We start from the raw sequence: 19,807 nt of genomic DNA on the forward strand, positions 1-19,807 counted from the left end.
CAAAGAAATGGACAATGCCAATTAGAAATTGGCGTGCGGCCATGAACCGATTTATGATTGAGTTCGAAGACCGCTTGAAAGACTATGCGTAAACCACGAGCAGTTACACAGAATTATTTACAGGCTCAAATAAACACGTCGTTCACTAAGCGAAAGGGCATCCATCATGAAAATCAAAGTCATAGATATCGATCTCGCTAAACCTGTATTTTACGTCTGCGTTTTACAGACAGATAAAAAAGTCTTGTTTAACAAGAAAGTGAAACGTGCAAGTCTCATATCTACTGTGAGGCAGTTCGAACCTGGAACTTTATCAAAACGGGTAACTCTCTCTTTTTCTAGAAAATATGTCAGATCAGATCGAGACTACTACAACTAATTTGTAGTAGCATATATTTATCAAGGAATCGCGACCAGTGTTTTTCGTCGCATATACACCTATGTAGCCTATTTCGTCAAGCGTCCATTATCGCTTCCCCAAAACTATTTTGGAAACATAAAGATTCATTAATTAGCACGGATAATTGGTGGAGCTGGTTACTATAAGTTAGTCTAAGTTGAGCTTCGTCATCTAGAGAATCATTCATCACACATTGTATCCTCAGCTTCTGATTACTTAAGTACTGATATACTGAAAATCCAACATTTCGCTTATATTTTGCCCGTAAATTGATATACCCATCTTTACAAATAAAACGATTAACTAGCTTAGACATGCGTTTCACAACTCTATCCTCGCCATCTTGGTTCCCACATACAACTGACTTAATATGCTCGACTATTTCCAACCAAATGTCATTCAGGAGAAGCCACTTATCAATACTAGTATCACCGCCATAACTTCTAAAAAGCATATAGAATACACTCTTCAATTTTAACGCTATCTCTTGCTCGGCAATAACTTTCATCCTTTTGTCGTGATCAACAAACGCAATAATCCATTTTGACTCCCAATAAAGATACGATGTCATAATGTACTCAATTTCTAAGTCAGGCAATGCTGGCAATCTATTCTTAACAGCCTCTTCTCGCTTATACTTCTTAACCATAATAGACCCATAAAAAGTGGCAATTAGAACAAGAAGCATCATTTCCGTATCCACGGGAATACCTCTTTATACCGGAATTTACCTACTATAATTCTTTTACGGCTATCGCAGTAAATGAAAATTTACTACACTTAATATCATTAGTATTGATATTAAGGTGCCACCTAATACCATCACTACCTAGAACTCTCCACGACCCGCTACTTCTACAGCACAACTTAGTGCCTCTAATGCAATACCCATCAATTTGGATGCGTTACCGCGAGAATATATAACATATATTGGATAGCTGAATTCCGGTACGCCATCAATGCGCTCAACAAGACCGCTATCGATATATGGCTTAACCACACGGCTCCTAAAGTACCCGCTGCCGCCGTGACAAGCTAAATGATCCAAAGCTAGAGGGCCATAATCTACATATAAATCGCTACGGCACAGCTCTGGAAGAGCCGCATCATGCTGACGACAGAAATGTTCACCCCAATCTACATATATATACGGATCTGCACTCTTTACCGACTTCACTTTGATTAACTTTTCTTCTAATACTTGCTCTGCCTGGATACCTGGCCAGTAATCCGGCTGATGAACAAGCGCGGCATCTAACACGCCACGCTCGATTTTTTCATGAAGACTCGAGCGCTCCGCCACCTCTATTCGAACACCTACATCGCCTTTATTAATTCTCAATTCATGCAGCCATTCCAATAGCAGAGGATTCCAAAGGCTCGCCTCCCCACCCAAAGTTAAGATCGTATCTGCTCCCTTTGGGAGAGGAAGCTCTCTACGAGCCACTTCCCACACTTGAACCAATTGGCTCGCATGGGAAATAAATCGCTCACCATCATTAGTAACCTTTGCTCCCGCTCGATTACGAACAAACAATCTACAACCTAATTGCCCTTCAAGGTTTCTGATCCGGGCAGTAACAGTAGTTTGAGTAACATGCAGACGTTCACCTGCAGCAATGAAACTACCTGTTTTAACTATTTCAAGAAAAGTCCGTGCAAGTTCAATATCCATAAGTCTCTATCAATATTTTTCAATTAAACTGACATTATATTTCATTATTCATCAAAATATCTGCTTGTCATACTGTCAGAAATATAACCTGAAAGCAGTACTTTCAATGCAAGCACCTAACCATATATTTTCAAAACAGCAGTGGCGCGAACTACACAGCTTACTCAATGAACTAGATGACAAACAATCATTGTGGCTAAGCGGCTACCTTGCAGCCACTGCAATAGAATCAACAGCGACTGAAAACAGTACCAATCTAAACATTCCGCTAATTGCATTTGGCACCGAGACCAATAATTGCAAGCAACTTGCCTATCTATTCCGCGACTTATGTCGCAAGTCTGGAATCAACGTAGATGTTTCCGACCTTTCATACATCAAACCCCGAGCACTATACAAACGAGATCATTTTGTAGTCATCACTTCAACTCACGGTGATGGTGCCCCCCCTGAGCCAATAACACCTTTTTATGAAGCGCTATTCAGCAACGACGCACCTAAACTTAATAATATCAAATTTTCTGTATTAGCTTTAGGCGATAGCAGCTATGAGAAATTCTGTGCTACCGGTATACAAATAGATCATCGCTTAGAGGAGTTAGGTGGTCACCGCTTTTTACCTCGACAAGATTGTGACGTTGACTATGAAGAATCTGCAAAAAAATGGATGGCATCATTACTGACGTTACTTCCCAGAAGTTCAAAGAACGCTAGCGATAAACTACATTTAAACTTACCGATCACGCCTAGCGAATGCAATAAAAGTAATCCCGTCACTCTTGAAGTGCTATCAAATTTGAACCTTAGCAGCAAAAGTAGAAAGGATCCCATTCACCACCTTGAGCTAGCGATCGGTTCCAATACCATCTCTGTCGAACCCGGGGATGCAGTAGGCGTTTATGTTGCCAATCCACCCGAACTTGTAGCGGCATTATTAGATGCGACCGGTCTCTCCGCTGAACACCCAGTGACACTAGATGGTCATGCGCTTCAACTAGTTGAAGCATTAAGGGAACACCGCGATCTAACCATCCCGAGCTTAGCACTTTTAGAATATTGGTCTAATTTAACGAACGATACGGAACTAACTACCATTGCAAACAGCACAAAACCAGATCAACGCCGGTATTTACGCACAATACAAGTGTCAGATCTGATAATTAAGCAGCCCGCCCATCCAGACCCACAATCCCTAATTAATACATTGCGCCCATTACAGCCGCGGCTATATGACGTATCTAATTCGCTTTCAGCAATCGATGATGAGATTCACCTTACTGTCAAAATGTATAGATATCCATTTGGAAAACGCAGAGAGGAAGGTATTGCGTCACGATTCCTGCTTGAATTGCAGCCCGGTGATAGCATTACAATTTACCCCCACCAAAATACTCGGTTCCACTTACCAAAGGACAACACCACCCCAGTAATTCTCTTTGCCGAAGGCACAGGCATCGCACCCTACCGAGCCTTTATTCAAAAATTATCAACTCTGGAACAAGCACCTCAATGTTGGCTGCTATTTAAAGAACAACACTTTGAAGAAGACTTTCTTTATCAGATTGATATTCAACGAGCTCACATAAATAACGTTATCACCCATATAGACACTGTATTTTACGGCGATAGCTGCGAAGCCACACTGCATTCAATCGCTCTCAAAAATGAGCAACGACTCATGTCGTGGATCGACAAAGGAGCACACCTCTACTTTTGCGGAAAAAGAGCCACTTTAGAGCACTGCGAGTCCCAATTAAAACGACATTACGATTTTTGTTTAGGCGAAGGAAAGTGGACGTCTCTTTCTAAAAGTAAGCGTATCCATCGCAACCTATACTAGGAATTAATTATGGATCTAAACACTAAATTACCCAGTCAACTAATAGATAATCTTCATGAAAATGAAAAATTAAAAGCGACTAGTCGACATCTACGTGGAAACATCTCAAATGGATTAGATAACCCCCTTACCGGCGCAGTTCCTGGGGACGACCATCTTTTAATGAAATTCCATGGCGTCTATCAACAAGATGATCGAGATTTACGAAATGAACGCCGTCAAAGGTACTTAGAAAATCTTTTTCAATTCATGGTTCGCCTTCGTATACCCGGGGGCGTACTTACCAAAGATCAATGGCATGGACTCGATATTTTATCAAGGCGATTTGCTGAACGAGGAATACGTATTACAACACGTCAAACAATACAGTTTCATGGCATTCGAAAGCGGAAATTGCGAGCACTCATGCAAGGAATTCATAATCTAGGCTTAGATACTATTGCTGCATGTGGCGATGATAATCGTGGCGTTGTTTGTGGAGCAAATCCGAGCCTATCCGCACTAAATAAGCAAGTTAACGAACTTGCTAAAGAGACAAGCAACCGCCTCATTCCTAAAACCGGCGCATACTCTGAGATATGGTACCAAAAACCCACAGTTAAAACCGATAATGAAGAACCTATTTACGGTGATTTATATTTGCCCCGTAAATTTAAGGTAGGCTACGCTATACCTCCCATCAACGACATAGATGTATACGGCCAAGACGTTGGTTACATTGCCATAATAGAAAACGGTGCACTTACTGGTTTCAACGTTTGCGTAGGTGGCGGCATGGGGCAATTAGATGCAAGGACCGACAGCTATCCTAGACTAGCCGATCTAATCGGGTTTATTGAGGCCGATAAAGCACCACGGCTTGCCGAGACGATAATGACCATACAGCGAGACTTTGGTGATCGGATAGACAGACACCGTGCGCGCTTCAAATACACCCTAGACCGACTGGGGTTAGATTGGTTTAACAATGAGCTAACTGCGCGTTTTGGCGAGACCTTGGGCTTACCACGCCCATTCAAATTTGAACAAAATGGAGACAAATTAGGCTGGCATCAGGCCGATGATGGTCTTTGGCATACGACTATATATATCGAAAATGGCCGAATTGACGGCGCACTTCGTGATCAGTTATCTGGATTTTTTCAGTTTTACGGCGGACGCATTAGGCTTACCACCAATCAAAATTTGCAACTTACCCACATTGCCGATTACGAAAAGAGTCAAATACAATCACGCCTAGACGACCTCGATTTACTATGGCGATTAACACCACATCATCAAGCTAATCATCTTCTAAGCTGTGTAGCATTACCCACCTGCGGCTTAGCCATGGCCGAAGCGGAGCGCTACATGCCAAGGTTATTAGATCTATTCGAGCGTTTAAAGGCACGTCACGGCGTAAACGACATACCTATAACAATACGACTTACCGGTTGCCCCAATGGCTGCGCCCGCCCCTATTTAGGTGAAATCGCCCTTACTGGCCGAGCACCTGGATTATACAATCTCTATTTAGGTGGCAGTTTTCATGGCGATCGTTTAGCGACTCTTTACGCTAGTAATATTGATGAGGAAACCTTCTCCATCTTACTTAGCCCATTACTCGAGCACTACAGTAATGAACGTTTGACCAACGAGCACTTTGGCGATTTTTTAGTTCGCCAAAAGTTGCTAGATTCTCAATGCACATCCGTCAACCTAGGAAACCCCAATGTCTAATTACTTATTCATCCAAAGCCAAGATCCTTTCACGGAAACACGCACAAGCCATCAGTATCAACTTGCTCAAGATCTACTGCTCGCCGGCAACACCGTCACCGTACTACTTGTTCAAAACGGTGTAATGCCAGCTAGACAGAAGGCTATCTCAAAAGAATTTGATGCCCTTTTGAATTCAACTGTCGTCGTCATCGCTGACAAATTTTCTTTACAACAAAGAGATATATTTAATAACGAACTTAAAAATAATATCTATGTGGGAACATTAGAGCATGCCATCGACGCTCTACTTGCTGGTCACAAAGTTATTTGGAACTAGGAGAAATTATGAAAAGTACTAATGAACAAACATTAACATTCGCTTTCATGGATCCCCCCTTTGAAAGTGAGAGAACGGTAACATTCTTCCGCCTTCTGGAAGCTGCACTTGATAAAGGGGCGAATATAAGAGTGTTTGCATACGAAGGTGCTGTATCTTTGTCACTCTCCTTACAAAAGGCCCATGGTAATTCGATTCATGGCAGAAACGCCAAAGAAGAAGACCACCCTTTGAGCAAAGATTGGATATCTAGCCTACAACATAAAGCAGCTAGCAATAATTTGAAGTTTGAATGGATTAACTGCGGACTTTGCGTCGACGAAAGAGGCGTCACCGATGTTATTAAAGGCTGCACCCGAGGAGGTCCTCCAGACCTGTGGCGATATGCTAGTGAATCACTAAACACCCTCACAATAGGAACGAGGTAGACCGAATGAAAGTACTACAAGTTATTGACCAAGCCTTTCGCACAACAACAGAAGAACAGGACGACACAATACTTTGGCTTACTCGATCCATGCGTAGTGTAGGTGGCGATCTCACAGTATTACTGGCTGGGCACGGCGCATATTACGCGGTTCTAAAAACTGCTCAACCTTCTCTCTCTCTAGGAAAATGGCATCAAAGCCAACCCGCTGATTTACCAAAGGACATCAATCAATTAATCGATAGTGGTGTGCCCGTATTTATTATTGAGGAAGACTTTATAGAACGCGGTTTACAACGACAATCTATTATTCAAGGCGTACAAACGATAGCACGACATAATTTACCAGTACTTTACGAACACGCCGACCAGGTGTGGCAATGGTAAAAACTACCTCGCCTCTACATACCCCACTTTGTGACTTACTAGGCTGTCAATTTCCTATTATGCTTGCGGGAATGGGAGGCGTAGCTAGGCACCGCCTCGCAAGCGCCGTTGCTAACGCCGGCGGATTTCCAGTACTTGGCATGGTACGCGAACCTTGCGAGCGCATGCGCTTCGAAATAGCCGCACTCAAACAGCAATGTATTACTCCCTTTGCAGTCAATCTCATTCCTGCGGCAACAGATTCCAGCCTGCTAAAAGCACAAGTAAGTCTATGCATAGAACTAGATGTTCCATTTATAGCATTATTCTGGGATATCGATAAAAAGCTGATTCACCAATTAAAGTTTGAAGGATGTAAAATTATCCATCAAGTCGGTAATCGCAAGGACGCTGAAGCCGCATTGGATGCAGGAGTTGACGTCCTCATAGCACAAGGGCAAGAAGCCGGAGGACATGTACGCGGCAAAGTCAGCAGTCTCCCCCTCTTAGCAGAATTACTTCCAATAAGTCCTATACCGGTTGTAGCCGCAGGCGGCATAGGCAATGGTAAGTCAATCGCAGCAGCACTAACTCTTGGCGCCCAAGGTGTAAGTTTAGGTACTGCTTTTTTAGCGACTACTGAGGCTAATGCCCATGAGCATCACAAGCAGCGGATCATCAAAGCAAATGCCAACGATACCGTTTACACCACTCAGTTTCACCGCAATTGGCATGAACCTGCTCCAGTAAGAGTACTTGCAAACGCTATCACTCGAGGGGAGCGTATAGACTCGAACAAACAAGATCATCCTATTGTAATTGGCTATCAAGACAATCAATCCATACATCTCTGTTCCACAGACTCTCCGCTAACTGATGCTATAGGTGCCATTGATGATATGGCGCTTTATTCCGGTCAATCGTGTGGTCAGATAGCGAAAGTAACTAGTGTGAAACAAAGAGTCGACGCGCTGGTTACAGAAGCCAAATTGGCGCTGAAATTTCCCTAAATGATATCCCTAGAGATTATCTCAAAAACTGAAGAACAGTAATTTTCTTAAATTGCAGCGAAGAAAACCTACTTACACCGTACACATTTGAAATTTGTATTCACACACAACTTATATTACGCAATTCCTTAAAGGGAGATCCACCCATCATGCTTCTCGACAGTGATCCTCACGAAACAAAGGAGTGGCTTGACGCTTTAGATTCCGTTATCCAGTTTAATGGTCAAGAACGAGCGCACTTTCTTGTTTCTCATCTCATTGATAAGGCGACATTATCAGGGATTGCGCTGCAAAATGCAGTTACCACTCCTTTTCAAAATACCATTGCGCCCCATCAGGAAAAATTAATGCCAGGCGACCTTTTTATGGAACGCCGTATTCGTTCGCTAATTCGCTGGAACGCGCTCGCCATGGTAGTTAGGGCAAACACCAAAAATTCCGGAATCGGTGGCCATATAACAACTTTTTCCTCCTCAGCTACCTTATATGACATAGGCTTTAATTATTTTTTCCATGGCCGAGGGTCAGATCATCTTGGTGATTTAGTGTACTTTCAAGGACATAGTTCGCCCGGAATCTATGCCCGCTCATTTTTAGAGGGTCGCCTAACCGAGGAGCAACTGGAAAACTTTCGTTTAGAAGTCGACGGCAACGGCCTTTCCTCATACCCCCATCCTTGGCTGATGCCCGACTATTGGCAATTCCCCACTGTGAGCATGGGTCTAGGGCCTATCCAAGCAATTTATCAAGCGCACGTTATGCAATATCAACATAGCCGCGGTTTAATAGACCAAAATAATCGCAAGGTCTGGTGCTTTTTAGGCGACGGAGAATGTGATGAACCTGAATCTTTAGGTGCGATTTCATTAGCGGGTCGCGAAAAGCTCAACAACCTCATATTCGTCGTCAACTGTAATCTGCAGCGCCTAGACGGTCCAGTACGCGGCAATGGAAAAATAATACAAGAACTTGAAGGAGTGTTCCGCGGCGCGGGTTGGAATGTCATCAAAGTAGTATGGGGCCGACTATGGGATCAGTTATTGAAAAAAGACACCACTGGCTTACTCCTGCGCCGTATGGACGAAGTGGTTGACGGCGAATTACAGAATTACAAAGCCAACGGTGGAGCCTACACTAGGGAACATTTTTTCGGCAAGTACCCTGAATTACTTGAATTAGTCAAAGACCTCTCTGACGATGAAATCATGCATCTTAATCGTGGTGGTCATGACCCATATAAAGTATACGCCGCATACGCAAACGCGATAGAGACGAAGGATAAGCCAACCGTAATACTAGCTATGACGGTAAAGGGCTACGGTCTCGGTAGTAGTGGCGGAGAGGCACAAAACGAAGCCCACTCAGTAAAAAGTCTAGACATGGATGAAATGAAACGTTTCAGAGATCGCTTCGATATACCGATTAGCGATGAAGATCTTGTTAATGTCCCATATTACCGCCCGCCAAATGACAGCCCTGAAATCCAATATATGCATGCGCAACGCCAAAAATTAGGCGGTTATTTACCAGCTAGAGTATCGGATTATGATTCTTTAACGGTTCCGGATCTCACTAAATTTGAAAGTCAACTTAAAGGTACGGGTACTAGAGAAATTTCCTCAACAATGGCCTTTGTTCGTGTTTTATCTACGCTAATAAAAGACAAAAATATAGGCAACAAAATCGTACCCATCGTGCCGGATGAGGCGCGCACGTTCGGCATGGAAGGCATGTTCCGACAACTTGGAATCTATTCATCACAAGGTCAGCGTTACACTCCGCAGGATGCCGGCCAGATTATGTATTACAAAGAATCAAAAGAAGGTCAAATACTAGAGGAAGGCATTACTGAAGCTGGCGCCTTCTCTGCTTGGCTTGCGGTGGGAACATCTTATGCCAACCATAAAATGCCATTAATTCCATTTTACATATTTTATTCTATGTTTGGATTTCAACGAGTGATGGATCTCTGCTGGGCTGCCGGTGACTCTCAAGCTAGGGGGTTCCTCATCGGTGGCACATCCGGACGCACCACCTTGAACGGAGAAGGCTTACAACACCAAGATGGCCATAGTCACCTGCTAGCAAATATGATCCCAAATTGCGTATCTTATGATCCGACCTACTCATACGAGGTAGCCGTGATTATCCAAGATGGCATTAAACGCATGTATCACAACAAAGAAAACATTTTCTACTATATAACCGTAATGAATGAAAACTACCCCCACCCAGTAATGCCAAACGGCTGCGAAGCCAACATCATTAAAGGCTTGTATAAGATACAGGGCATGACCGACGAGACATCCAAATTAAAAGTTCAATTACTAGGCAGTGGTGCCATTTTACGAGAAATTGAAGCAGCCGCTGAGATTCTCAAAGAAAATTACAATGTAGGCACGAACGTATGGAGTGCAACCAGTATTAATCAATTGCAACGTGACGGTATGGATTGCGAACGTTGGAATAGGCTTCACCCGTTAGAATCCCCCAAGACTTCTTTTGCTAGCCAGCAATTAAACCAAATAAATGCACCAGTAATATGTGCCACTGATTACATTAAGGCCTACGGAGAACAATTACGACCCTACATTAATTGCCGTTACGTGGTACTTGGCACTGATGGATATGGACGTTCTGACACTCGCCCAAAATTACGTGAGCATTTTGAAGTCGATCGCAAACACATCGTCGTCGCTGCCTTAAAGGCACTAAGTGACGACGGCGTAATTCCGGCGACAGAAGTAAACCAAGCCATCATAAACATGGAAATTGAAACTAATGGCTTAAACCCGCTTTATAAATAGGCCTACACAAAAGGATCTCAGGATGGCTACTCAAACAATTGAAACACCAGACCTAGGTAATGATCAGGCCGCCGAAGTCATTGGGATCTGTATTATGGCTGGCGACAGTGTCACCGAAGGTGATCCTCTCATTGTCTTAGAGTCTGATAAAGCTTCAATGGAAATCCCCTCACCGTTAAGCGGCGTAATCCAGGAACTCAAAGTCAAAATTGGAGACAGTATCCAAAAAGGCAATATTATTGCAGACATTAAGGTAGCTTATCAGCCACCGTCTACTGAAAATAAATGCATACAAGATGATACGGCTGATGACCAAATACGATCCAACAGTGAATTTAATAGTCCAGCCGTACCACCATCTAATGACCTTTGTGGCCCGCTCTCTAACAGGCCCATGCCGATCGACACCAATAATAGTACCACCGAGATATACGCTGGGCCTACAGTTCGAAAACTAGCGAGAGAGCTCGGCATTAATTTGAAAGAAATAGACTCCAGCGGCCCTAGAAATCGTATTATTAAAAAAGACATACACACTTATGTAAAAAAAATTATTTCCGGCAACAGCATACAAAATATTGCCCCTAACCTATTGGCGAAAACAGATATTGATTTTTCAAAATCTGGATCAATAGATGTATTTTCACTCAGCGAGAAAGATAAAATAACCGCATCCACATGCCGCAAACACTGGTTTAGCACACCTCAGGTCACACAGTTCAACGAAGTAGACATTAGCGATTTAGAGAATTTTCGACACTCTCTTCATAAGGAAGCTGCACACCGCAATATTGAATTAACATTGACGCCATTCATCCTTATGGCAACGGCATCAGCTCTAAAACAAAACACTAAATTTAGCGCGACACTTAGCCCGGATAATGAAAAAATAATTTACAAAAAATTCATTAATATTGGTGTCACCATAAATACAGCAGGCGGACTAATTGTCCCCGTACTCCGAGAGGTAGACCAGAAATCCATTTTTGACTTAGCAGAAGAACTGACACAGCTAACGCTCAAATCCCGCAATCAATCATTAACGCAAGATGATTTAACCGACGGCTGTTTCACTATTATAAACTTAGGTAAGTATCGCGGCGACGGATTTACACCGATCATTAACTCACCAGAACTTGCCATTCTTGGCATTTCTCAGATCAATATCAAGCCTATGTGGCACGATCAATGCCTCCATCCACGGACTATGCTTCCCCTATGTCTAAGTTATAATCACAAGTTAATCAACAGCGCGGAAGCAGGAAAGTTTTTAACTGACTTAAGCTCGAGACTGGAAGACGTACGCAAGCTACTTCTTTGACTTTTTCTCTATTTTAGAACCGCGCCATTTTTAACGTGAGTACCAGGCAGAAATACTGGAGACCAGATACGGAACAATATAAGTTAACGCCACTTTTGTAGCATCTACTTTGTCCCAATCAGCCAAAAGCACATAATCAAAGTTATTGATTAGGTTCAGCAGGCTTCCGACAATAAGGGCGACAAAAAACCACCGCCCTCGAAGAAAATGCTTAACTGCGCTTTCCATCTATAAGCTTGTTGTCGGGCCGAAAATTTCATAATGCAATTGTTCATCCGCAAAGCCGATACTACTAAGTTGCCTTTTAAGCTCAGACATAAAAGGCTGAGGGCCGCAAAAATAAACTTGTGCAGATTTGTCGATGAGCCAATTATCTAAGATTGCAGGAGTTAGCCGTCCCGAAAAGTCGCCGCCATCCCCATACTCAAAAACTTGCTTCAACACAGTGGCACCGGCATCGGCTAGTTGTTTGAGCTCATCCTTAAATATCTGATGCTCCCTGCCACGACAACATTCAACGAACAATAGATTTGTTTTGTCCATGCCGCTCGCAACAGCTTGTTGCAACATAGAGAATAGAGGGGTAATACCCACGCCGCCCGAGATAAATACATGCTGTTGAGCATCACTATTTAAGGTAAATTCGCCAAATGGCGGACTCAATAAGACAGAATCACCGATCGTATAATTATGCAAGACATTAGATATAGTGCCTTCCGGCTCCTTCTTCACGGTCAGACGATATCTGTCAGTCGAAGTGGACCAATTTGAAAGCGAATACTGCCTGATCTGGTCGTAACCCGTGGCGTTACTAAATATTTTCAATCCAACGTACTGGCCGCCTGAAAAATTCAGCACAGGCGCATTGTCGGCAGGCTTGAGGATAAATGATTTCACTTCAGGCGTTTCACCCTTGATGCTAATGATATTGAAGGTCCTGAACCCACGCCAACCACCTACTGCCTGCTCACGCGCTGTGTATAGCTCAGATTCAGCGCCAATGAATATGTCCGCAAGTATCCCGTATGCTTCTCCCCACGCTTCTAGTGCAGGATGTTTGTCAGGCAATGAAAGTACCTGCTGAATGGCCTTAAGCAAACTTGCTCCTACTAGTGGGTAATGACGCGCCTCAACACCTATACTGGAGTGTTTATTAGCAATGCGTTTAACAGCAGGTACCAACACCTCAATATTGTCAATGTTATTCGCATAAGCCAGCACTGCATCTGCCAAGGCACGAGATTGAGAGGCATTCCGCTGGTTAGACATGTTGAATACATGCTTTAGATCAGGCGCTGCTTCAAACAGCATCTCATAGAATTTTTCTGTAATGCTAAGACCGTTTTCCTGCAGTGCAGGCACAGTGGATTTGACGATATTAATGGTCGATTCTGAAAGCATGTAGGCTACCCCTAAATATTCATTTCATATGAATATTTACTGTAATGCATGATTGAGTTACGGTCAATCTGCTATTGGGAATAAAAGAAATATGCAATTAACCAAACACACCGATTTTGCCTTTCGAACATTGATTTACCTAGCATCAATGCCTACAGAATCAACGACCATTCAAGATGTCGCCGATCGATTTGACATGCCCAAAAGTCACTTAATGAAAGTGGTTAGCACCTTGGTAGCAAATGGTTATGTGCATTCTATACGCGGCAAACAAGGCGGTATTTCGCTCGCAAAGACGCCTGAGGAAATCACGCTTCGAGAGGTTCTGGAGTTAATGGAAAAGACACTGGAGCCACTAGACTGTGTCGGGCAGGACTGCCTAATATTAAAAACCTGCCGACTAAAACGGACGCTCAAATCTGCCCAGGACAAATATCTTGTGCACCTAGGCGGATACTCGATTGCAGATATGGTCGACACCCCCACTATTAATGTGATTCACCTTTTAACCCCTTAAATTGCCGAGTACTCGATTGGGATAGCCCACATCCCGCTGCCACCATCGTTTATAAGACATGCTGAATCTAAGTATAAGTAGGAACGTTTTCCACCCAGGTGGCATCAAATGGTTATATACCGCAAATCCGGAAAGCTCATATGCCCACATTGCCATTTGATGCTCAAAATACGCCAGCCGAACTGAGTGATATTGAACTGGCTCAGCGCATCGCCGCAGCCGACACCGTAGCATTGGAGCTGTTGATGCGTAGGCACAATCAATTACTGTATCGAGCCGCCCGCAGCATCCTCAAGAACGAGGAAGAAGCGGAGGAGGCGGTACAGGATGCCTATCTACAAGCCTTCCACACTATAGGAAAATATCGCGGTGATGCCAAACTCTCAACGTGGTTAACTCGCATTACAATTAACGAAGCGTTAGCGCGCGCCCGTAAATACAAGCGTCGCGCCGAAATTGCCCCCATTTATGGCGGCGAAATGCTCGCCACTGCAGCGCAAGAGGATTCCCAAATGCAACACAGTGCTGCCTCCTCCCCTGAGACTGAGGCCCAGAACGCTGACATTCGCCGCCTGATCGAACGCAATATCGACAAACTCCCTGAAGCATTTCGCTCGGTGTTTGTACTTCGCGCACTGGAAGAAATGACGGTCGAAGAAACCGCTACTTGTCTTAGTATTCCCGAAGCTACTGTGCGGAGTCGCTACTTCCGTGCTCGTGGCCAAATGCGCGAAGCACTAGCGCGAGAAATTGATAGTAACTACGAAGAAGCTTTCGGTTTCGCCGGTGATCGTTGTGACCGCATCGTCAATAAGGTATTAGATCAACTTGCGACTAAGATCGCCCCTCTTAAACCCCACTGCCCCCCCGGGGAACGCAAGCGCTAAAAGCATTGAAAAAAGAGATTTACTCTCTGACACATCATTTGATCTTTACCAAATTATTAGTCCCCACATTGCCCGCTAAAGCATCCAACTTACATACAGGCAAACTGACGGCTATGCTACTTATCACGGAACGACAGGTATCGGCAAGTAACACCCCTGCTTGCCGGCGAACCTCCCCAGCCAGAAATAGTCATACCTACGACCCCAACTGCTGGCATTCCGGGACGGCTCTTGGAATAACTCTAAGAAGAATGACATTATTAAAACCTTAAGCGATACGAAAATTGAAAATCTTGCAGCATTTTCCCAAGGTAACTCATCATTAGCTTTCCCAGCAATGGTAGATCTTTAAATGCCCACCACAAAATTTTGCAGATAAATAGTGCTATTTTCCAAGCAGCAGAAGAGAATGTAGGTATTCTCTAGCCAAGCTTAGACACCTTACTAACTCCATCCTTCCCACCGACACAATTATAAATAGCACCCAAATAATACCGACCACACAAAAAGATCACACGCCCCAATGCCGCTGTATAAGCGCCCCATCACAATAGAAACTTAAGGCTAATCAGTATTTCCAGCCCCCATCGCCATTTTTCAGTCATAACTGCTTAACTTAGCATGTGATTAGGCTGTATGCGCTAAACCCTCGCCTATCAGGATTTCTTGAAGAAACCACAACGGTATTTTCTGAAGCAATTGACACTTCCGTTAAGCAAATCCATCGCCGCTGCGCATCTTGTAAAGCAAGTAAGCGTTTATCTCTTTTCGACTAATTGGGAACGCCACGGATAGACACATCATCTAATAGTCACATTAGTTAGATCTATATATTGCCACCACAAATTTATTCAGGAGAAATATCATGACAACTCAAATTCAGACCATATATTCGCCGCACCACCGACGCCCTTTTTCTGGCATATGGACCATGACCCTTGTTACGTTATTAGTTATCGGCTTCACCGAATGTGTTATCGCCAGCACTAATGATGATAGCCACCGCCCCCCCCCTCAACGTACAACTGCAATCAACATGTTCGGCGGTGCATCCTACCAAGGAGCACCTGCCTTGGCCGTAACTGCTGCACTAGTAGAAGCTGGCGGTGGTAGCGGCAACTTCAGTTTTGCGAAAGCATTGGTATTCATGCTTGGCGAAGATACCGTCAATACCGAAGTTTCAAAATTGACCAACCAGTATGGCGAAGCAGATCTTAAGACCTTTTTGGGTGGGATGGATTTGGCCATTGCGCTCAGCCTAAAACACGCCACCCAAGCCGGTGTCCATTTGCCAGAACCTGCCGTCCTTACAGGTGTCGAGCTGGCAAAGACCTTAGTCAGCGCGGGCACCACACCGGATGGCACCTTCTGGAGCGGATATCTTTTCGATAAGGCCGTGTCCAACAAGATACACCAACAAGTGATGATGGATATCAATGAGAGCGCGGGTTATGAAGCGGATCTGATAACTCATAAGATTCTTAACCAGGCTATGTACGACGTAGCTCATGCCTTGGGGATGAAAGATGTGAAATTAGCCAGCTTGCACTGAAAATATGGAATTGCAGCTGCGCATGAGTAGCTGCCTATCACGGTAAATAAAAGGAACTGAATATGTTGAGCCACGCTTTGAGCGCATTTGGTGTTGCCGCCGTAGGCGGCTTAGTCCTAGCAGCAAGCATGCTGCGCAATAAATTCCCCCCATGGACACTATCCCCCGTACATACGCTATTGGGCACCACCGGATGTGGAAATGCGGTGCCCACCATACTGACCGGTCTTCCGGACCTGTCACGAGCTCCTGAGGGGGCGCCCATGTGGGATGCGTATTAGCACATGGCAGCCATGCTGCTGGCGCTCACCTTATTTACAACGAGATTATTACTTGGTTTGGAACATTTCCAAATTGTCGCACCTAACACTACGTCATTGTACCCCGATGCGACAGGGTCTATCTCGTTTATTCTGGACGGCTGGCTAGGTGACAACTGATGTATGAGCACGGCGCCGATACCTAATCATACGCTGACCTCTCCCATTGATTTTATACTGTGCATTTTTCAACAGATCTGTTCTTACGCACCTCTACCGAGTATTTATTACATGCCCACCAAAAACCAAAATTCTAGGTATCCTCGGCAAACCAACAGCACCGCCCCCCCTATATCGGCAACTATTCGCAAACGCCTAATCCAGGCTGGGAAACGCTTCTATGCAAATGACAACATTGCAGAATATCTGAAACCTGGAGAGTTAGATGCTCTTCGCATTGAAGTCGAACATCGCATGCGGGATGTACTAGACTCCCTAGTGATTGACATAAATAACGACCACAACACTATAGACACAGCAAAACGAATTGCAAAAATGTACGTCAACGAACTATTCAAAGGCCGTTATCAACCTGCACCATCCATGACACACTTCCCCAATATATCGGCACTTAATGAGCTGATGATCGTCGGCCCAATTACGGTGCGCAGCACTTGCTCTCATCATCTATGCCCAATTATGGGGAGGGTTTGGGTTGGTGTGCTCCCGAGCGCAGACTCAGAATTGATTGGCTTGTCAAAATACGCTCGTCTTTGCACCTGGGTTATGAATCGACCGCAAATTCAGGAAGAAGCCGTGATGGCGCTAGCGAACGAACTTGAACAGCGCATCCAGCCAACTGGCTTGGCCGTTGTAATGGAAGCAACGCATTACTGCATGCACTGGCGTGGTGTTAAAGACAACCAATCAGTCATGACAAATTCCGTTATGCGCGGCGCGATGCTCGACAACCCCAGCCTGCGACGCGAGTTTTTAAGTTTGATAAAATAATAGATCAGCCTATCTGATACCGCCCATGATCCACATGAGGCAAGCTGCATGACTACTGCCCTACCTGTTTTCGCTTAAAGGGTAGGCATCAACGAATCACCAAAAGCAGTGTTTCGAGCATACATTATCGACATACTATTTCAGCCTCAAAACTAAAATTCAGCCCCTGCTTGACAGCGACAAATATTTATGATTTATTGCCCCTTATCAGATACTTGTAGTACAGTTCGCTAGACTGGTTAAATAAGTAGCTATGAATTGACTATTTTAGTCACACAAGATATGCACCTGAGGGTGCAGCTGCAAATGTGTTAGTAGGCAGATGCTATAATTCTAACCCAGCGCATATACATGATAGCTGCCGGTCGTTTTTGACTAGAGCTACGCTTACGGTTTCTATCCCTAAGCTTCCTATACTTACTTTAAGTTGCCTATTTTACTTTCTAGCAGCTTAATATTTTCGAAGTGTCCGTATCGAAAAATACAACGCAGTTCGGATCTTTCGTGTTCGAACACAAAATCTACTTTATTTAAGCATCCCAATTCTAATTTTGATTATTTCTGCGCGAGCTACTAAGTATGCACTAATAATCATAATTGGTTACCGCACATAAAAGCGAAGCTGTCTCCAGCGTTCATAAAGCTTGCGTGATTGCGCTTCGCAATTCGAAAATCTAGTCGAAATTACATGCTAGACCAAAACACTTGCATAAGCGTTCCGCTCACTCGATGTGAGATAAAGTAATTGCGACCTACTTTCCGAGTGAAACGATAAGCGCACCATTATTAATCAAAGAAACATTCAATTCTTGTAGACAAGTTTATTGTCCTCAAGGCCCCCTTGGCTCCATTTTCTTGCCCCGCACCCTGCCATGGAAATAATAGATATCAACTCAGACATTGCGCGGGGCATTAAAAAGGTTATTAAAATGAAAAAATCAGAATACAGTAATGGTGAAGAGCTTGAGACTAAATTACGCAATATTACGGATATTGCGGCAGAAGGATTTGGCGCGCCTTTCGCGTACCTTTTCCCGCAAAGCTCCTCGGTTACCCATCTTAATAAGGATTGGATTTCATACGATGAAACTGATGTAGGATGCCAAGTGCGAAAGCAGTTTGCAAACGGGGTGATGCACGCTTGCAACACTTTCATTGAAAAATATTATTCAGAGTATGATGTAAGCGTTGCTGCCCGAAATTTGATCGCCACGAATTCCATGATAAAACGAAAACAGAGAACTGTATTGTTTTTGGTTAATCATGACCGTGCTGGAGAAGTATTAGCGAAATTACCTGATGTTGTCTGGCATGTCTGCAGCAAGGTAAGGCAAACCCAATCAGACTTGTTTCTTCACGACGATAGGTTTGGGCTGCTTCCACCAGAAATAGATTTTCTTGAAGATCAGGTCAATGAATTTCGGAAAAAAATGAGCGGTAAAAAGATCGCCCACCCCTTCGGAATTAAAAGTATTAGCTCGGACTCAAAAATTATTGGATTTTCTGGAGAATTTGAGACCTTTGAATATGATTTTCCACCCGCAGAAGAGGTTTCTGGTTTAGCATTAGTGGATGGGTTTCGCGAGTTTTGTAATACTGCATATTTAACAACTATCGGGGAGAATCAAATTTACGAGGCATCCAAAATTTTTGTCCTCAAGGACACAATGCTATTAAAAAAGATTGCAGAAGCAAACTACTTCTCTAAAAATATCCGCTTTATCGCCGACAAGGTGTTTGAAAGAGACCCTGATAAACCAACGTTCATACTCAAAAGTGTCGAAATACTTGGTTAAATCAATCAAATAAGGATAAATTTTTAATATTGTAGTTAGCATGCGACTGGTAGGACAAACATTTTATCTATAGTAGCTCAGACTTGAGCTGACAGTTACCCGTTTTTTACCGGTGTCTGCCAGTTTAGATCTGAGCTAAATTATTCTCAGCCCAGATCGTTTTACCATCAAGTAAAGTTGCCATTGGTGTTCTGCCGCAACACATCTTGCCCTGATGAGCTCGCTCATTGTTGTAATATTTAATCCATTCGTCCATATCTTTTTGTAGCTCGTTAATATCGGCATACAGTTTCTTACGGAAGATGATCTGATAAAACTCTTGTAGAATGGTTTTGTGGAAGCGCTCGCAGATCCCATTGGTCTGCGGGTGCATGGCTTTCGTCTTCGTATGATCAATGTCGTTGATCGCCAAATACAGCTGATAATCATGCTGCTCAACACGACCACAATACTCTGTTCCACGATCCGTCAATATCCGCAACATCGGCTGATCGGAAAA

At 43.8% G+C, this 19,807-nt stretch carries 18 protein-coding genes and 1 pseudogene; 14 read left to right on the plus strand and 5 right to left on the minus strand.

From position 1 onward, the window contains the following. Positions 1-455 precede the first annotated feature (455 nt). A complete protein-coding gene (locus O9X78_RS17795) occupies positions 456-1,103 on the minus strand; it encodes a hypothetical protein (RefSeq protein WP_269621062.1) in 648 nt (215 codons plus the stop codon). A gap of 126 nt (positions 1,104-1,229) precedes the next feature. After that, positions 1,230-2,075 (minus strand): LysR family transcriptional regulator, encoded by an 846-nt coding sequence (locus tag O9X78_RS17800; RefSeq protein WP_269621063.1) that lies wholly within the window; start codon positions 2,073-2,075, stop codon positions 1,230-1,232. A gap of 106 nt (positions 2,076-2,181) precedes the next feature. Here O9X78_RS17800 and O9X78_RS17805 point away from each other — a divergent pair, with 106 nt between their 5' ends. From O9X78_RS17805 to O9X78_RS17840, 8 genes are all read left to right on the plus strand, one after another. Beyond that, positions 2,182-3,915: a diflavin oxidoreductase gene (locus tag O9X78_RS17805; protein ID WP_269621064.1), complete on the plus strand. Its 1,734-nt coding sequence runs from the start codon at positions 2,182-2,184 to the stop codon at positions 3,913-3,915. Positions 3,916-3,924: 9 nt separating this feature from the next. Next, positions 3,925-5,634 (plus strand): NADPH-dependent assimilatory sulfite reductase hemoprotein subunit, encoded by a 1,710-nt coding sequence (locus O9X78_RS17810; RefSeq protein ID WP_269621065.1) that lies wholly within the window; start codon positions 3,925-3,927, stop codon positions 5,632-5,634. Then, a complete protein-coding gene (locus O9X78_RS17815) occupies positions 5,627-5,953 on the plus strand; it encodes a DsrE family protein (protein WP_269621066.1) in 327 nt (108 codons plus the stop codon). Before O9X78_RS17810 ends, O9X78_RS17815 begins: the two co-directional genes overlap by 8 nt. An 8-nt stretch (positions 5,954-5,961) precedes the next feature. After that, positions 5,962-6,381 (plus strand): DsrE/DsrF/TusD sulfur relay family protein, encoded by a 420-nt coding sequence (locus tag O9X78_RS17820; protein WP_269621067.1) that lies wholly within the window; start codon positions 5,962-5,964, stop codon positions 6,379-6,381. Between the two features lie 5 nt (positions 6,382-6,386). Beyond that, on the plus strand, positions 6,387-6,767 hold the full coding sequence (locus O9X78_RS17825; RefSeq protein WP_269621068.1) for a hypothetical protein: 381 nt from the start codon (positions 6,387-6,389) through the stop codon (positions 6,765-6,767). Beyond that, a complete protein-coding gene (locus O9X78_RS17830) occupies positions 6,761-7,756 on the plus strand; it encodes an NAD(P)H-dependent flavin oxidoreductase (protein WP_269621069.1) in 996 nt (331 codons plus the stop codon). Before O9X78_RS17825 ends, O9X78_RS17830 begins: the two co-directional genes overlap by 7 nt. 149 nt (positions 7,757-7,905) lie before the next feature. Then, positions 7,906-10,563, plus strand: a complete 2,658-nt coding sequence (gene aceE / locus O9X78_RS17835) for a pyruvate dehydrogenase (acetyl-transferring), homodimeric type (protein WP_269621071.1) — start codon at positions 7,906-7,908, stop codon at positions 10,561-10,563. Positions 10,564-10,585: 22 nt separating this feature from the next. Then, complete coding sequence (locus tag O9X78_RS17840) at positions 10,586-11,884, plus strand: 2-oxo acid dehydrogenase subunit E2 (protein WP_269621072.1); 1,299 nt, start codon at positions 10,586-10,588, stop codon at positions 11,882-11,884. A gap of 30 nt (positions 11,885-11,914) precedes the next feature. Here the strand turns inward: O9X78_RS17840 and nrtS are convergent, their stop codons facing one another. Further along, entirely contained in the window at positions 11,915-12,112 is a 198-nt protein-coding gene (gene nrtS / locus O9X78_RS20950; RefSeq protein WP_350339242.1) for a nitrate/nitrite transporter NrtS, read from the minus strand. Continuing rightward, positions 12,113-13,285 carry an NO-inducible flavohemoprotein gene (gene hmpA / locus O9X78_RS17845; RefSeq protein WP_269621073.1) on the minus strand — a complete coding sequence of 391 codons (1,173 nt, stop codon included), beginning with the start codon at positions 13,283-13,285 and terminating at the stop codon, positions 12,113-12,115. 91 nt (positions 13,286-13,376) lie between these two features. Here hmpA and O9X78_RS17850 point away from each other — a divergent pair, with 91 nt between their 5' ends. From O9X78_RS17850 to O9X78_RS17875, 6 genes are all read left to right on the plus strand, one after another. Then, positions 13,377-13,802: an RrF2 family transcriptional regulator gene (locus tag O9X78_RS17850; protein ID WP_269621074.1), complete on the plus strand. Its 426-nt coding sequence runs from the start codon at positions 13,377-13,379 to the stop codon at positions 13,800-13,802. 140 nt (positions 13,803-13,942) lie between these two features. Continuing rightward, positions 13,943-14,689, plus strand: coding sequence for an RNA polymerase sigma factor (locus O9X78_RS17855; protein WP_269621075.1), 747 nt, complete (start codon positions 13,943-13,945; stop codon positions 14,687-14,689). Between the two features lie 931 nt (positions 14,690-15,620). Further along, the gene (locus O9X78_RS17860) at positions 15,621-16,241 is read left to right on the plus strand and encodes a hypothetical protein (protein WP_269621076.1); all 621 of its coding nucleotides are present in this window, start codon (positions 15,621-15,623) and stop codon (positions 16,239-16,241) included. A 62-nt stretch (positions 16,242-16,303) separates the two neighbouring features. Further along, positions 16,304-16,522 carry a hypothetical protein gene (locus tag O9X78_RS17865; RefSeq protein ID WP_269621077.1) on the plus strand — a complete coding sequence of 73 codons (219 nt, stop codon included), beginning with the start codon at positions 16,304-16,306 and terminating at the stop codon, positions 16,520-16,522. A gap of 270 nt (positions 16,523-16,792) precedes the next feature. Then, complete coding sequence (gene folE, locus O9X78_RS17870; protein ID WP_269621078.1) at positions 16,793-17,512, plus strand: GTP cyclohydrolase I; 720 nt, start codon at positions 16,793-16,795, stop codon at positions 17,510-17,512. Positions 17,513-18,384: 872 nt separating this feature from the next. Then, positions 18,385-19,308, plus strand: coding sequence for a hypothetical protein (locus tag O9X78_RS17875; RefSeq protein ID WP_269621079.1), 924 nt, complete (start codon positions 18,385-18,387; stop codon positions 19,306-19,308). A 124-nt stretch (positions 19,309-19,432) separates the two neighbouring features. Here O9X78_RS17875 and O9X78_RS17880 read toward each other — a convergent pair. Further along, positions 19,433-19,795: pseudogene (locus O9X78_RS17880) on the minus strand (integrase core domain-containing protein); the annotation flags it as partial. Positions 19,796-19,807: the final 12 nt, after the last annotated feature.

Source organism: Zhongshania aquatica (assembly GCF_027257955.1).
Classification (GTDB): Bacteria; Pseudomonadota; Gammaproteobacteria; order Pseudomonadales; family Spongiibacteraceae; genus Spongiibacter; species Spongiibacter aquatica.

Bases quoted from the DNA above. Each gene is read 5' to 3' on its own strand.
- O9X78_RS17805 (WP_269621064.1), top strand. From the start codon at position 2,182: ATGCAAGCACCTAACCATATATTTTCAAAACAGCAGTGGCGCGAACTA.
- O9X78_RS17800 (WP_269621063.1), bottom strand. From the start codon at position 2,075: ATGGATATTGAACTTGCACGGACTTTTCTTGAAATAGTTAAAACAGGT.
- O9X78_RS17850 (WP_269621074.1), top strand. From the start codon at position 13,377: ATGCAATTAACCAAACACACCGATTTTGCCTTTCGAACATTGATTTAC.
- O9X78_RS17855 (WP_269621075.1), top strand. From the start codon at position 13,943: ATGCCCACATTGCCATTTGATGCTCAAAATACGCCAGCCGAACTGAGT.
- folE (WP_269621078.1), top strand. From the start codon at position 16,793: ATGCCCACCAAAAACCAAAATTCTAGGTATCCTCGGCAAACCAACAGC.
- O9X78_RS17810 (WP_269621065.1), top strand. From the start codon at position 3,925: ATGGATCTAAACACTAAATTACCCAGTCAACTAATAGATAATCTTCAT.
- O9X78_RS17830 (WP_269621069.1), top strand. From the start codon at position 6,761: ATGGTAAAAACTACCTCGCCTCTACATACCCCACTTTGTGACTTACTA.
- aceE (WP_269621071.1), top strand. From the start codon at position 7,906: ATGCTTCTCGACAGTGATCCTCACGAAACAAAGGAGTGGCTTGACGCT.
- O9X78_RS17815 (WP_269621066.1), top strand. From the start codon at position 5,627: ATGTCTAATTACTTATTCATCCAAAGCCAAGATCCTTTCACGGAAACA.
- O9X78_RS17825 (WP_269621068.1), top strand. From the start codon at position 6,387: ATGAAAGTACTACAAGTTATTGACCAAGCCTTTCGCACAACAACAGAA.
- hmpA (WP_269621073.1), bottom strand. From the start codon at position 13,285: ATGCTTTCAGAATCGACCATTAATATCGTCAAATCCACTGTGCCTGCA.
- O9X78_RS17865 (WP_269621077.1), top strand. From the start codon at position 16,304: ATGTTGAGCCACGCTTTGAGCGCATTTGGTGTTGCCGCCGTAGGCGGC.
- O9X78_RS17840 (WP_269621072.1), top strand. From the start codon at position 10,586: ATGGCTACTCAAACAATTGAAACACCAGACCTAGGTAATGATCAGGCC.
- O9X78_RS17860 (WP_269621076.1), top strand. From the start codon at position 15,621: ATGACCCTTGTTACGTTATTAGTTATCGGCTTCACCGAATGTGTTATC.
- O9X78_RS17875 (WP_269621079.1), top strand. From the start codon at position 18,385: ATGGAAATAATAGATATCAACTCAGACATTGCGCGGGGCATTAAAAAG.
- nrtS (WP_350339242.1), bottom strand. From the start codon at position 12,112: ATGGAAAGCGCAGTTAAGCATTTTCTTCGAGGGCGGTGGTTTTTTGTC.
- O9X78_RS17820 (WP_269621067.1), top strand. From the start codon at position 5,962: ATGAAAAGTACTAATGAACAAACATTAACATTCGCTTTCATGGATCCC.